The 13502-nt window shown below is 71.3% G+C and carries 11 protein-coding genes; 8 read left to right on the forward strand and 3 right to left on the reverse strand.

The window, feature by feature from the left end; translation table 11 throughout:
* The 3 genes from PUR53_RS04150 to ptsP all read left to right on the forward strand — a co-directional run.
* Positions 1-218, forward strand: a 218-nt coding sequence (locus tag PUR53_RS04150) for a hypothetical protein (RefSeq protein ID WP_329895597.1), incomplete at its 5' end; no start/stop codon positions are given.
* A 290-nt stretch (positions 219-508) separates the two neighbouring features.
* On the forward strand, positions 509-958 hold the full coding sequence (locus tag PUR53_RS04155; RefSeq protein ID WP_329895598.1) for a PTS sugar transporter subunit IIA: 450 nt from the start codon (positions 509-511) through the stop codon (positions 956-958).
* A 77-nt stretch (positions 959-1035) separates the two neighbouring features.
* Positions 1036-2706, forward strand: a complete 1671-nt coding sequence (gene ptsP, locus PUR53_RS04160) for a phosphoenolpyruvate--protein phosphotransferase (RefSeq protein WP_329895599.1) — start codon at positions 1036-1038, stop codon at positions 2704-2706.
* 62 nt (positions 2707-2768) lie between these two features.
* On the opposite strand, the gene PUR53_RS04165 is transcribed toward ptsP, so the two are convergent.
* Positions 2769-3677, reverse strand: coding sequence for a hypothetical protein (locus PUR53_RS04165; protein WP_329895600.1), 909 nt, complete (start codon positions 3675-3677; stop codon positions 2769-2771).
* A gap of 79 nt (positions 3678-3756) precedes the next feature.
* A complete protein-coding gene (locus PUR53_RS04170) occupies positions 3757-5724 on the reverse strand; it encodes an acetoacetate--CoA ligase (RefSeq protein ID WP_329907409.1) in 1968 nt (655 codons plus the stop codon).
* A gap of 214 nt (positions 5725-5938) precedes the next feature.
* Between PUR53_RS04170 and PUR53_RS04175 the strand changes: the two genes are divergently transcribed.
* Positions 5939-8305, forward strand: coding sequence for a glycoside hydrolase family 31 protein (locus PUR53_RS04175; protein ID WP_329907410.1), 2367 nt, complete (start codon positions 5939-5941; stop codon positions 8303-8305).
* Positions 8306-8333: 28 nt separating this feature from the next.
* Here the strand turns inward: PUR53_RS04175 and PUR53_RS04180 are convergent, their stop codons facing one another.
* Positions 8334-8870, reverse strand: coding sequence for an NUDIX domain-containing protein (locus PUR53_RS04180; RefSeq protein ID WP_329895603.1), 537 nt, complete (start codon positions 8868-8870; stop codon positions 8334-8336).
* A 268-nt stretch (positions 8871-9138) separates the two neighbouring features.
* Here PUR53_RS04180 and PUR53_RS04185 point away from each other — a divergent pair, with 268 nt between their 5' ends.
* From PUR53_RS04185 to glpK, 4 genes are all read left to right on the forward strand, one after another.
* Complete coding sequence (locus PUR53_RS04185; protein ID WP_329895631.1) at positions 9139-9564, forward strand: Zn-ribbon domain-containing OB-fold protein; 426 nt, start codon at positions 9139-9141, stop codon at positions 9562-9564.
* Positions 9561-10751 carry a lipid-transfer protein gene (locus PUR53_RS04190; protein WP_329907411.1) on the forward strand — a complete coding sequence of 397 codons (1191 nt, stop codon included), beginning with the start codon at positions 9561-9563 and terminating at the stop codon, positions 10749-10751. Before PUR53_RS04185 ends, PUR53_RS04190 begins: the two co-directional genes overlap by 4 nt.
* A 382-nt stretch (positions 10752-11133) precedes the next feature.
* On the forward strand, positions 11134-11919 hold the full coding sequence (locus PUR53_RS04195; protein ID WP_329907412.1) for an MIP/aquaporin family protein: 786 nt from the start codon (positions 11134-11136) through the stop codon (positions 11917-11919).
* Positions 11920-11965: 46 nt separating this feature from the next.
* A complete protein-coding gene (gene glpK, locus PUR53_RS04200; protein WP_329907413.1) occupies positions 11966-13486 on the forward strand; it encodes a glycerol kinase GlpK in 1521 nt (506 codons plus the stop codon).
* Positions 13487-13502 lie beyond the last annotated feature (16 nt).

Here is a 13502-nt window from a genome sequence, read left to right on the forward strand (position 1 = left end):
ACAGCGTCCTCGCTGTGTTTATTTCAAAGGAACCTCGCCCCAACCGAAGACCGGCCGGGAACGGGGTATCAACATATCTGGCGTTGATTTTTGGCACGCTGTTGAGTTCTCAAGGAACGGACGCTTCCTTTGTACTCACCCAAGTTATTTCCTGGGCTTTCCTCCGGGCGCTTCCCTTCGGTGTTCCAAACTCTATCAGTGTTTTTCCGGCCCCCTGACCACCGTCCTGCAGGCATGCAGAAGATGATCCCGGGATAGGATCTGAACGATCTGAACGAGTTCGGTGCTGCCGGGGTCGGACACAAAGTGCCGCTCGCCCCGAGGCAGGTCTAAGACTCTACATCGGGCCGCGGAGCCCGTGCAAATCGCTTCGAGGGGTGGTCTAGACCTCTAATGCGGAGCTATCGTGCGGAACGGGTACTTCAACCGACCTACCCTGCTGCTCAGCGCGCCGTCCCGGGACCCACGGGGGCGGCGTCCTCATAGATCTCCACCTGGGAGGCTTCCCATGACCACCGTGATGTCACCTCTCGCAGGACGCGCCATCGGACTGGCCGCCGTACCGGATCCCGTGTTCTCGGGGGCGATGGTCGGCCCCGGCACGGCGATCGATCCCGTGCGCGAGGCAGGGGAGGCCGTCTCTCCCGTCGACGGGGTGATCGTCTCCCTGCACCCGCACGCGTTCGTCGTGGTGGACGGCGAGGGACACGGTGTGCTCACGCACCTCGGTATCGACACCGTGCAGCTGAACGGTGAGGGCTTCGAGGTGCTCGTGAACAAGGGCGACACCGTGCGACGGGGTCAGTCCGTGGTGCGCTGGAACCCCGCCGCCGTGGAGGCCGCGGGCAAGTCGCCGATCTGCCCTGTGGTGGCCTTGGAGGCCACGGCCGACTCCCTCACCGAGCTCCGCGAGGACGGCGAGGTGAAGGCCGGGGACACGCTCTTCGGCTGGCGGTGACCTCGGGGCCGTACCGGCCCGCAAGTTCCACAACCACCGCGGCGGCAGGATCCGCCGCACTATCGGAGACAGGTGAGATGGAGACAACGCTGCGAGGCGTCGGTGTGAGCCACGGTGTGGCGATCGGCGAGGTTCGGCACATGGGAACGGCGGTGCTGGAGCCGCCCGCCAAGCAGATCCCGGCGGAGGACGCGGAGCGCGAGCAGGGGCGTGCCCGTAAGGCCGTGGACGCGGTGGCCGCCGATCTGATCGCGCGCGGCAATCTGGCCGGGGGTGAGGCCCAGGCCGTGCTGGAGGCCCAGGCCCTGATGGCCCAGGACCCGGAGCTGATGGCGGATGTGGAGCGACGTATCGCCGTGGGGAGCACGGCGGAGCGTGGTGTCTACGACGCCTTCGCCGCGTATCGGGCGCTGCTGGCCGGGGCCGGCGAGTACCTCGCGGGTCGCGTGGCCGACCTCGACGATGTGCGGAATCGTATCGTCGCCCGGCTGCTCGGGGTTCCGATGCCGGGGGTGCCGGACAGCGACGAGCCGTACGTGCTGATCGCTCGTGACCTGGCCCCCGCGGACACGGCGCTGCTCGATCCGACGCTCGTCCTCGGTTTCGTCACCGAGGAGGGTGGGCCGACGAGTCACAGCGCGATTCTGGCGCGGGCGCTCGGGGTGCCGGCCGTGGTCGCGCTGCCGGGGGCCGGGGAGCTCGCCGAGGGCACGGTGATCGCCGTGGACGGCAGCACCGGTGAGATCTTCGTGAACCCGAGTGCGGAGAAGAAGACCGAACTGGAGGCCGCCGCGGCGGCGCGGAAGGCCGCGCTGGCCGCGTCGAGCGGACCCGGGGCGACCTCTGACGGGCACAGGGTTCCGCTGCTGGCCAACGTCGGCGGCCCCGCTGATGTGCCGGCGGCCGTGGAGGCCGGGGCCGAGGGGGTCGGGCTGTTCCGGACCGAGTTCCTCTTCCTGGACGACAGCAAGGCGGCGCCGTCCGAGGACAAGCAGGTCGAGGCGTACCGCCAGGTGCTGGAGGCCTTCCCCGAGGGGCGTGTGGTCGTGCGGGTGCTGGACGCCGGCGCCGACAAGCCGCTGGAGTTCCTCACGCCGGCCGACGAGCCGAACCCGGCCCTCGGTGTGCGTGGCCTGCGGACGCTCCTCGATCACCCCGAGGTGATGCGGACACAGCTGACCGCGCTCGCGAAGGCCGCCGAAGGCCTGCCGGTCCACCTCGAGGTCATGGCGCCGATGGTCGCGGACCGCACGGACGCCAAGGCGTTCGCCGACGCGTGTCGTGAGGCGGGGCTGCAGGCCAAGTTCGGTGCCATGGTCGAGATCCCGTCGGCGGCGCTGCGGGCGCGGTCGATCCTGCGGGAGGTCGAGTTCCTCTCGCTGGGGACCAACGACCTCGCGCAGTACACGTTCGCGGCCGACCGGCAGGTGGGTGCGGTGTCGCGGCTCCAGGATCCGTGGCAGCCGGCGCTGCTCGACCTCGTCGCGCTGTCCGCCGAGGCGGCGAAGGCCGAGGGCAAGAGCTGTGGTGTCTGCGGTGAGGCGGCGTCGGATCCGCTGCTCGCCTGTGTGCTGACCGGTCTGGGGGTCACCTCCCTGTCCATGGGTGCGGCGTCGATTCCGTATGTGCGAGCGACCTTGGCGAAGTACACGCTGGCGCAGTGCGAGCGGGCCGCTGCCGCAGCGCGTGCCGCGGACACGGCCGAGGAGGCGCGTGGCGCGGCGCAGGCCGTGCTGTCGGGCGAGTAGACCGGCGGGACCGGCGGGCGTCGAGGGGCGCTCCACCTTCGGGTGGGGCGCCCCTCGCCCGTTCAGTGGGTGTGGCCGTGCTGGGTCGTGCCTCCCTTGCCGGGGTCGTCCCCGAGGTCGGGTGGGGTGCAGTAGTCGACGCCGGACTCCGGGGAGACGAGGTCTCCGGATTCCCGGTCGGTGCAGTAGGCGTCGAATACCTCTCCCGCGGTGAGGGGGGCGAGGTCGTCGCCGCGCAGGTGCCAGCCGTAGACGCGGTCGGTCCGGTCCGGGGCGGTGGTGCGCATGACGAGTCCGCCGGGGCTTCGGGTGGCGATGCCCAGGGCCAGGACGGTGGCGAACTCCAGGGCTTCGGACTCGTCGAGCCGGGTGGCTCCTTCGGGGTTCTGGTCGGCGTGGAGGACGGCGGCCAAGGCCTGGGGTTCGGCGGAGACGCTGCAGACGAGGTGGCGTTCGCCCGGGCCGGCGGTGTCGAGGATGCGCTTGAGCAGGTGCATGGCGCGGGAGAAGGCCGCGCGTCCGATGTCCTCGCCGCAGGAGGCGCAGTCGCCGATCTGGGCGAGGAGTGTGGTGGCGTATTCCCAGGTGGCGAGGCGGACGGCTTCGTCGATGAGGTCGGGGACGAGCTCGGTGAGGGGCTGTCCCTCGTACGGGACGGCGGCGCCCGTCGCGGCCAGCTCGGCGGTGAAGCGGGTGCGGCTGGCGGGGGTGTCGGGTTCGAGGCCGGTGTCGGCGCAGAACTCCGCGTACTCCTCGGGGTCGAAGAGGGCGACCGTGGTGTGGTTGCCCTGCGCGGAGAGGGTCCTGAGCAGGGCTTCCACTTGTCGGAGGTAGGTCGTGTGGTCGTCGAAGGTGAAGCTGCGGTAGCGGCGCATCGCGGTGAAGTCGTGTTCGTCGGCCAGCAGGCCGATGGTGCCCGCGATCTCGCGGCGCAGGACGCGGCGCATGCTCTGGTGGTCGGTGCGTGCCATGTTCTCCCCCTGTGCGAACGGTCGATCAATGCTCACTCACAGTAATCGAGGGCACTGACAACGCGGTCGCGTGCGGGGGTCAGGCTCGCTCGCGGGCCAGGTCCTCGTAGAAGCGCAGGAGGTCGAGGTTGTCGATGGAGCCGGGGTTGACCGCCTTGTCCAGTGGGGTGCCCTGGAGGAGGCGTTTGACGGGGACCTCGATGCGTTTGCCGGTGAGGGTGTGCGGGACGCCGGGGACTTCGATGACCTCGTCGGGGACATGCCGGGGTGAGAGCTGTTCGCGGATGGTCCGCTTGATGCGGGTGAGGAGGGCCTCGTCGAGCGTCGCTCCTGGGGCGAGGTGGACGAAGAGGGGCATCCAGTAGCCGCCGTCGGGCTGTTCGACGCCGATGACGAGGGACTCCTTGATCTCGGGGAGGCGTTCGACGGCTTCGTAGATGTCGGCCGAACCCATGCGGACGCCTTGGCGGTTGAGCGTGGAGTCGGAGCGGCCGTGGATCACGACGGAGCCCCGGGAGGTGAGGGTGATCCAGTCGCCGTGGCGCCAGACGCCGGGGTAGGTGTCGAAGTAGCTGTCGTGGTAGCGGGTGCCGTCGGGGTCGTTCCAGAAGTGGATCGGCATGGACGGCATGGGGTTGGTGACGACCAGTTCGCCGACCTCGTCGACGAGGGGTTTGCCGCTGGGGTCCCAGGACTGCAGGTCGGTGCCGAGGCTGGGGGCCTGGAGTTCGCCGATGTGGACCGGGAGGGTGGGGACGGCTCCCGCGAAGCAGGAGCAGACGTCGGTGCCGCCGCTGACGGAGGCGATCCAGAGGTCCTCGCGGACCTCGTCGTGGAGCCAGCGGAAGCCGTCGGGCGGGAGCGGGGATCCTGTGGTGCCGACGCACTGGACGCGGGAGAGGTCGTAGTCGCGGCCGGGGTGGACGTCGGCCTTGCGGCAGACCATGACGTAGGCGGCGGAGGTGCCGAAGAGGGTGGCGCCGGTGCGTTCGGCGACGCGCCACTGGGCGCCGGTGTCGGGGTGGCCGGGGCTGCCGTCGTACAGGACGACGGTGGTGCCGGTGAGGAGGCCGGAGACGAGGAAGTTCCACATCATCCAGCCGGTGGAGGTGTACCAGAAGAAGCGGTCCTCGGGGCCGAGGTCGCAGTGCAGGCCGAGCTGTTTGAGGTGTTCGACGAGGATGCCGCCCTGGGACTGGACGAGGGCCTTGGGCAGGCCGGTGGTGCCGGAGGAGTAGAGCACCCACAGGGGGTGGTCGAACGGCACCTGTTCGAACGTCGGGGTCACATCCGCGGAGGTGAGGGCCGACCATTCCAGAGCGCCCTCGGGGGCTGCGGTGCCGAGGACGGGGATGTGGACCACGGCGCGCAGGGTGGGCAGTTCGCGGCGGAGTTCGGCGACGGTGTCGCGGCGGTCGTGTTCCTTGCCGCCGTAGCGGTAGCCGTCGACGGCGAACAGGACGACGGGTTCGACCTGCTGGAAGCGGTCGAGGACGCTGCGGGCGCCGAAGTCGGGGGCGCAGGAGGTCCAGACGCCGCCCACGGCCGCCGTGGCGAGGAGGGCGACGACGGCCTGCGGGATGTTCGGGAGGTAGCCGCTGACGCGGTCGCCGGGGCGTACGCCGAGGGCGCGCAGTTCGGCGGCGAGGGAGCCGACCTGGCGGCGCAGCTCGGACCAGCTCACCGGGCGTGGTTCGTGGGTCTCGTCGACGTGGAGCAGGGCCGGTTCCTCGGCGCGGGCGTCGGTCGCGCGGAGGGCGTGTTCCGCGTAGTTGAGGGTGGCGCCGGGGAACCATGCGGCGCCGGGCATGGTGCGGTCGCCGAGCACGCGCGCGTAGGGGGTGGAGAACCGTACGTCGAACCACTCCGTGACGGCTTTCCAGAACGTCTCGAGTTCGTCGACCGACCAGCGGTGTAGGGCCGGGTATCCGCCCTCGGCAGGGGCTCCGTGGTGTTCGGCCGCCCAGGACTGGAATGCGGTGATTCGGGCCCGGGCGACGCGGTCCGCGTCGGGCTGCCAAAGCGGCGAGGGGTTCGCTGAGGTCATGGGGCGGCTCCCGGGACGGTGCGCGTGGTGGGCGTCGTGCGCGCACGCGCAGGGGTGTGCGCGTGACGCGGCTGACACGGACGATGCCATGTGATCGACTTCCGCACCAGGGTGAGCCGCTGTTGGACGGCGACGTGAACATGTGACCGCACCACGGGTGAACGGAAGTTGAACGGTTCACACGAAGCGGCCGGTCAGTGGCATGGTGAGCCACATGGACGGTCGTGACCTGGTGCGTTCGGTGAAAGCGATCGGTTCGGCGGGGGCGGCGCAGGGGCTGCGCACCGTGCGGGCCGCATGGCGCAGGAGGCGTACGGACGCCGCCGCGCTGCCGGCGCGGGGTGCCGAGCGTGCCAGGGTGCCGGGGCCGGTGGTCGGGGTGGAGCCGGGGCCCGGTGGCGGGATCGTCCGGTTCGGCAGATCCGAGCTGCGGGTGACCGTCGATGTGCACGGCGCGGTCTTCTGGGGCTGGGACGGGGCGCGGCCGGAGCCGTCGTACGCGCTGGCGGGCCGGTGTCCGGAGCCGGATCCGCGGGCCGTGCTGGAGCCGGACAAGGACGGTGCCTGGCGGGTGGTGGCCGAGCGGGTGACGGTGGTGGTGTCACGGAACGGTGCCGTGGAGGTCCGTACGCCCGGTGGGGTGGTCCTGCGACGTGATCTGCCGCCCCGATGGTGGGAGCCGGTCGGTGGGGGTGAGGCGCGGTGGGTGCAGCGCTCGGAGGTGGCGGCCGACGCGCGGTTCTTCGGTCTGGGCGGACGGGCGGCGGGTCCCCGGCTGCGGGACGGGACGTATCGGCTGTGGAACACGGACCCCGGTCATCCGTTCGCGCCGGGTGACGATCCGCTGTACATCACGATGCCGGTGCAGATGGTGGTGGCGGACGCGGCCACGCACCTGGTGTTCCACGACACCACGTGGGACGGCACGGTGACGCTGCGCGAGGGCGAGGAGGGCGCCGGGTCCGGGCACGACCGGGCCGGGACGGCCGAGCTGCGGATGGACGGCGGGCCGCTGCGCTGCTGGGTGATAGTGGGCACCCCCGCGCGCGTGCTGCACGCCTGGGCCGCGCTGACGGGAGCTCCGGCGCTGCCGCCCGCGTGGGCGCTCGGCCATCATCACGCGCGGTGGGGCTTCGGGAGCGAGCAGGAGGTGCGGCGGATCGTCGCGGGCTACCGGGAGCACGGTCTGCCGCTCGACGCGGTGCACCTGGACATCGACCACTACGACGCCCATCGGGTGTTCACGGTCGACACGGTCAACTTCCCCAAGCTGTCGGTGCTCGCCGACGAGTTGCGGCGGGAGGGGATCCGGCTGGTGTCGATCGTCGACGCGGCGGTCGGTGTGCGGCCGGGCGACGCGGTGTACGACAGCGGGACGGCGGAGGACGCGTTCGTGCGGGATGCCGCGGGGAACGTCGTGGAGGGGCTCGTGTGGCCCGGGGAGTCGGTCTTTCCCGACTTCACGCGTGCGCGTACGCGCGCGTGGTGGGGCGGTCTCTACGAGGAGCGGCTGGCGCAGGGCTTCGCCGGGTTCTGGCACGACATGAACGAGCCGACGTCGTTCACGGCGTTCGGGGAGAACACGTTGCCCCGGTCGGTCCGGCACGATCTGGAGGGCCGGGGCGGCGATCATCGCGAGGCGCACAACGTGTACGCGCTCTGTATGGCCCGCGCCGGGTACGAGGCGCTGCGGGAGCTGGTGCCCGAGGAGCGGCCGTTCGTGTTCTCGCGCTCCGGGTGGGCCGGTATGCAGCGCTACGGCGGGACGTGGTCCGGAGACGTGGCGACGGGCTGGCCGGGGCTGCGGGCGTCGCTCGCGCTGGTGATGGGGCTGGGGCTGTGCGGGGTGCCGTACTCGGGGCCGGACGTGGGCGGGTTCGACGGAAGTCCGTCGCCGGAGCTGTATCTGCGGTGGTTCCAGCTCGGCGCGTATCTGCCGCTGTTCCGTACGCACGCGAGTCTGCGGGCGGGGCGGCGGGAGCCGTGGGAGTTCGGGGAGGAGATCGTCGAGCACGCGCGCGTGGCGCTCGTCGAGCGGCGGCGGCTGTCGCCCTACTTCATGACGCTGGCCCATCTGGCGCGTCGTACGGGGGCGCCGTACGTACGCCCCCTGTGGTGGGGTGCGCCGGAGGACCGGACGCTGCGTGACTGCGAGGACGCGTTTCTGCTGGGTGACTGTCTGCTGGTGGCGCCGGTGCTGGAGCCGGGCGTGGACCGGCGTGCGGTGCGGCTGCCGCAGGGCCGTTGGTACGACACGGTGACCGGGCGGGCGTACGAGGGACCGGGGCAGGTGCTGCTGGACGCGCCGCTGTCGCGTGTCCCGGTACTCGCGCGCGCGGGTGCCGTGTTGCCGGTCCGGGGCGCCGACGGCGGCCTGGAGCTGGAGGTCTGGGCACCCGCACGCGGGCGGACGGGAGGCGGGCTCGTGGTGCCGGACGCGGGCGACGGCTGGGACGAGCCGGAGGTCGAGCGGTACACGGCGCGTTGGGAGGGGCCGCGGGTGGTCGTGGAGCGGGACGGGGACGAGGGTCCGGTCGAGCCTGCGTATCCCGTGCGGATGCGCGGGCTCGACCGGGAGTGAGCCCGGGTACGGCTCGGGTGGCTTCGGCTCAGATGTAGCGGCCGTCGAAGAACGCCTGGACGGCCAGGGTGTGCAGGGGGAAGGCGAGTTCGGTGGGTCTGCGCAGCAGGTGCCAGCCCTCCGTCTCGTCGGTGGGGACGGGCGCCGGGAGGCCGGCGGCCGGGCGCTCCGGGAGGAGCCCGAAGAGCAGGAGATGGCCGGCGGGCGAGCTCATGGCGTCGGCGAGGCGTACGTCGCGGTCGGCCGCGCAGATGCCCGTCTCCTCCTTGAGTTCACGGACGACGGCGTGGCGCCAGTCCTCCCGGTGGTCGATGAAGCCGCCGGGCAGGGCGGTGCCCCCGCGCGCGGGGGCGATGGTCCGTGTGATCACCACGAGGGCGGTGCCCTGGGTGTCGTACACGGGCTGGAGGGCCACCGCGACGGGGAGCGGATTGCGGTAGGCCACTGTCTGGCAGGCCTCGCAGGTGCGGGGCCAGCCGGAGATGCCCTCTCCGTAGGGCGCTCCGCAGCTCGAACAATGCGAGTCCGGTGCGGAGTTGGCGGGTGGGTGTTGGTTCGCGGACACGCGGCGGACTGTATCCGATCATCTGCTGGTCGTCTCGTCGGGGCGGGTCAATGCGCCACACCGCCGGGTTCGCGGGTACGGGTGAGGGCCGGCCGGAACCACCCCCGTGGGCCCCGGCCGGCCCTCCCGATACTCCGACGCTGGACGGGGCTCGTCGGTTCTCCCGGGGGCCTGCCCAATTCGGAATGACCGTGCCAGACTCCTGACAGTTCTGACGGTTCATCAGATCTGTACTCGGGGAGGGGCTTTGGGGCGCAGTCGCACACCTGTGGTCGCGGGCTGGTTCACCGGGGAGGGCGAGGGGTTCCGGCTGCTCGGCACGCGCTGTTCCGCGTGCGCCTCGGTGTTCTTCCCCCGCGAGGACGCCTTCTGCCGCAATCCGGCCTGTCCGGGCGATGAGCTGCGCGAGGTCGCGCTGTCGCGGCGGGGCCGGGTGTGGTCGTACACGGACGGACGGTACCGGCCCCCGTCACCCTACGTGTCCGATCCGGAACTTCCCTGGGAGCCGTACGCGTTGATCGCTGTGGAACTGGCCGAAGAACGCGTCGTGGTGCTGGGGCAGGCCGTTCCCGGGGTGACCTGCGCCGATCTGGCGGTGGGCATGGAGGTGGAGGTCGTCCCCGGGGTTCTGAACGAGGACGCGGAGACGATCTGGACGACCTGGCAGTGGCGGCCGACGGGGGTGGGGACATGACGGGCGAGGTGGCGGTGCTGGGCGCGGGCATGCACCCGTGGGGCAAGTGGGGCAGGAGCTTCGTCGAGTACGGCACGGTGGCCGCGCGGGCGGCCCTGGCCGACGCGGGGCTCGACTGGCGGGACATCGGCTCGATCGTCGGCGCGGACACGGTCCGGGGCGGTTATCCGGGCTATGTGGCGGGGGCGACCTTCGCCAAGGCGCTGGGCTGGCAGGGGGCCCGGGTCACGAGCGTGTACGCGGCCTGTGCGTCCGGGGCGCAGGCAGTCGGCACCGCGCGGGCGCAGATCCTCACCGGTCTCGCGGACGTGGTGCTGGTGGTCGGCGCGGACTCGGCCCCGAAGGGGTTCTTCCGGCCGGCGGGCGGGGATCGGGCGGACGATCCGGACTGGTTGCGGTTCCGGGTCCTCGGCGCCACGAATCCGACGTACTTCGGGCTGTACGCGCGGCGGAGGATGACGGTGCACGGGGACACGCCGGAGGACTTCGCGCGGGTCAAGGTGAAGAACTCCGCTGTGGGGGCGCTCAATCCGTACGCGCGCTATCGCAAGCGGGTCACCGCCGAGGAGGTCGCGGCCTCGGCCGTCGTCGCCGACCCGCTGCGGCTGCTGGACATCTGCGCGACCTCGGACGGGGGTGCGGCGCTCGTGCTGTCCAGCATGGATTTCGCACGGCGGCACGGGGTGGCCGAGCCGGTGCGGATACGGGCGGTGTCCACGGTGACGCCCCGCTATCCCAACACGGTGCTGGATCTGCCGGACATCGCGACGGACTCGGCGGTCGCGGTGGCGCCGCCGGACGAGACGTTCCGGGCGTCGATCGCGCGGGCGGCGTACGAGGAGGCGGGCGTCGGGCCCGAGGACCTCTCGCTCGCCGAGGTCTACGACCTGTCCACCGCGCTGGAGTTGCAGTGGTACGAGGATCTGGGACTGTGCGGTGAGGGCGAGGCCGCGAAGCTGCTGCGGGACGGTGCGACGGCGCTGGGCGGCCGCATACCGGTGAACTCCAGCGGAGGGCTGGCCTCCTTCGGGGAGGCGGTTCCGGCGCAGGCGATCGCCCAGGTGTGCGAGCTGGTCCGGCAGTTGCGGGGTGAGGCGGGCGATCGGCAGGTCGAGGGGGCCGGGGTGGGGGTCAGCGCCAATCAGGGCCTGTTCGGGCACGGGTCGGCGGTGATCGCAGTGCGGTGAGGGCGGGTTGGGTGGGCCGTCGGGTGCGGGCGCTTCGGCCATCGTGGTTCGGCACCGCAGTTCGCCACCGCGGTTCGGTGATCGTCGTGGCGTGATCCGGCGCGGTGCTGCGGGCGTCGCCGGGCGCTGCGGGCTGTTCGCGCCGACGTGTGCGCCCCGTAGGCGCCTTCAACCGTTGTTGTGCGGATTCTTGACGCCCCCTGGGTGCCGGTGAACACTTCCGGTGTCGGTCGGCATCGCCGGATTCGGGCGTCTTTGTGCACCGCGCCGCTCGGGCTCCCCGCCTGCAACAGGCCATCCCCCACGGGCGATGCGGCCGCGCCGGCACGCTCGTCACGGAGGTCCGGGGCCGATCGCTCCGGGCCGGGGCCAAGGAGCCGCCATGAGCAACGGAGACATATTCGTCGGTGAGGTCATCGGTACGGCGATCCTGATTCTCTTCGGCGCCGGTGTGTGCGCCGCCGTCACTCTCAGGTTCTCGAAGGCGAGGGCGTCGGGCTGGATCGTGATCGCGTTCGGCTGGGGCTTCGCCGTCCTGGCGGGCGCCTACACCGCCGCTCCCCTGTCGGGTGGGCACCTCAACCCGGCGGTGACCCTCGGGATCGCGGTCGACACGGAGGTCTGGGAGAAGGTCTGGGTGTATCTGCTCGGCCAGCTGGTCGGTGCGATGCTCGGCGCCGTCCTCGCCTATCTCGTGTACCTCGCGCAGTTCCAGGCGAACGTCCGCAAGGAGGGCACCACGGAGGGCACGGCGGACGAGCCGACGCCGACCCTCGGGATCTTCTCCACCATCCCGGAGATCCGGAACCCCGTCGCCAACCTGATCACGGAGATCATCGCGACGATCGCCCTGGTGCTGCCGATCCTCGCCTTCGGCCGGAACACGGGCATCGGTATCGGCCAGATCCCCGGCGAGGAGGCCGGGATCTACGGTTCCGGCATCTCGATCCTGCTGGTGGCGTTCCTGGTCGTCGGCATCGGCCTCTCCCTGGGCGGGCCCACCGGCTACGCCATCAACCCGGCCCGTGACCTCGGCCCGCGCATCGTGCACGCCTTCCTGCCGATCCCCCACAAGGGCACCTCGGACTGGGGTTACGCCTGGGTCCCGGTCGTCGGCCCCCTGGTCGGCGGGGTCCTCGCGGGCCTCCTCTACAACGCAGCCTTCTGACCCACCGCCGTAGGACGTGAATCGACGCAAGACGTGAGGGGATGTCATGCCGGACAACGCCCAGAAGTACGTCGCCGCCATCGATCAGGGGACCACTTCGAGCCGTTGCATCATCTTCGACCAGGGCGGGGCCATCGTCGCCGTCGACCAGCGCGAGCACCGTCAGATCTTCCCCAAGCCGGGGTGGGTGGAGCACGACGCCACGGAGATCTGGTCGAAGGTGCAGGCGGTCGTCGCCGGGGCCATCGCGAAGGCGGGCCTGCGGGCGGAGCAGATCAGCGCGCTCGGCATCACCAACCAGCGGGAGACGACGGTCCTGTGGGACCGGGCCACGGGCAAACCCGTGCACAACGCGATCGTCTGGCAGGACACCCGTACGTCGGCGCTGTGCAACGAACTCGGCGGCACGGACGGGCAGGATCGTTTCCGTGAGCAGACCGGTCTGCCCCTGGCCAGCTACTTCTCCGGGCCGAAGGCCGCCTGGCTGCTCGACAACGTGCCCGGCCTGCGCACCCGTGCCGAGCGCGGCGAGATCGCCTTCGGCACGATCGACTCCTGGCTGATCTGGAACCTTACCGGCGGCACGGACGGCGGCCGGCACGTCACCGATGTCACCAACGCCGGACGCACCATGCTGATGAACCTGGAGACCCTCCAGTGGGACACCTCGATCCTCTCCGCGATGAACGTCCCGGAGGCGGTCCTGCCGGAGATCAGGTCCTCCGCCGAGGTGTACGGCACCGCCGTGGGCCCCCTCGCCGGCGTTCCCGTCGCCTCGGCGCTCGGCGACCAGCAGGCCGCGATCTTCGGCCAGGCCTGCTACGACGTGGGCACGGCGAAGAACACCTACGGCACCGGAAGCTTCCTGCTGCTCAACACCGGGAACCGGCCCGTGCCGTCGAAGAACGGGCTGCTCACCACCATGGGGTACAAGATCGGCGGCGAGGCTCCGGTGTACTGCCTGGAGGGGTCGATCGCGATCACGGGCGCCCTGGTGCAGTGGTTCCGCGACCAGCTCGGCATCATCCGCAGCGCCGACGAGATCGAGCCGCTCGCGGCGAGCGTCGACGACAACGGCGGCGCGTACATCGTGCCCGCGTTCTCGGGCCTGTTCGCCCCCTACTGGCGCTCGGACGCCCGCGGTGTCGTGACCGGGCTGACGAGGTACGTCACCAAGGCGCACCTCGCGCGCGCGGTGCTGGAGGCGACGAGCTGGCAGACGCGGGAGGTGGTGGACGCCATGTTCCAGGACTCGGGGGTGCCGATCACGACGCTCAAGGTCGACGGCGGTATGACCAAGAACAACCTGCTGATGCAGCACCAGTCGGACGTCCTGGGCGTGCCGGTGATCCGGCCCCGGGTCTCGGAGACGACCTGCCTGGGCGCCGCATACGCGGCCGGGCTCGCGACCGGGGTGTGGAACGACCTGGACGAGCTGAAGTCGCACTGGCAGCGGGACGTCGAGTGGGCGCCCGCCATGGAGGCCTCCGTGCGGGACCGCGAGTACCACAACTGGCGCAAGGCGGTGGAGAAGAGCTTCGGCTGGCATGAGGACGGCGCCGGCTGACGGCACGCGCGTACGG

It is taken from the genome of Streptomyces sp. SP18BB07, assembly GCF_036322545.1.
Taxonomy (GTDB): domain Bacteria; phylum Actinomycetota; class Actinomycetes; order Streptomycetales; family Streptomycetaceae; genus Streptomyces; species Streptomyces deccanensis.

Bases quoted from the DNA above. Each gene is read 5' to 3' on its own strand.
- PUR53_RS04170 (WP_329907409.1), bottom strand. From the start codon at position 5,724: ATGACCTCAGCGAACCCCTCGCCGCTTTGGCAGCCCGACGCGGACCGC.
- ptsP (WP_329895599.1), top strand. From the start codon at position 1,036: ATGGAGACAACGCTGCGAGGCGTCGGTGTGAGCCACGGTGTGGCGATC.
- glpK (WP_329907413.1), top strand. From the start codon at position 11,966: ATGCCGGACAACGCCCAGAAGTACGTCGCCGCCATCGATCAGGGGACC.
- PUR53_RS04175 (WP_329907410.1), top strand. From the start codon at position 5,939: ATGGACGGTCGTGACCTGGTGCGTTCGGTGAAAGCGATCGGTTCGGCG.
- PUR53_RS04165 (WP_329895600.1), bottom strand. From the start codon at position 3,677: ATGGCACGCACCGACCACCAGAGCATGCGCCGCGTCCTGCGCCGCGAG.
- PUR53_RS04195 (WP_329907412.1), top strand. From the start codon at position 11,134: ATGAGCAACGGAGACATATTCGTCGGTGAGGTCATCGGTACGGCGATC.
- PUR53_RS04190 (WP_329907411.1), top strand. From the start codon at position 9,561: ATGACGGGCGAGGTGGCGGTGCTGGGCGCGGGCATGCACCCGTGGGGC.
- PUR53_RS04155 (WP_329895598.1), top strand. From the start codon at position 509: ATGACCACCGTGATGTCACCTCTCGCAGGACGCGCCATCGGACTGGCC.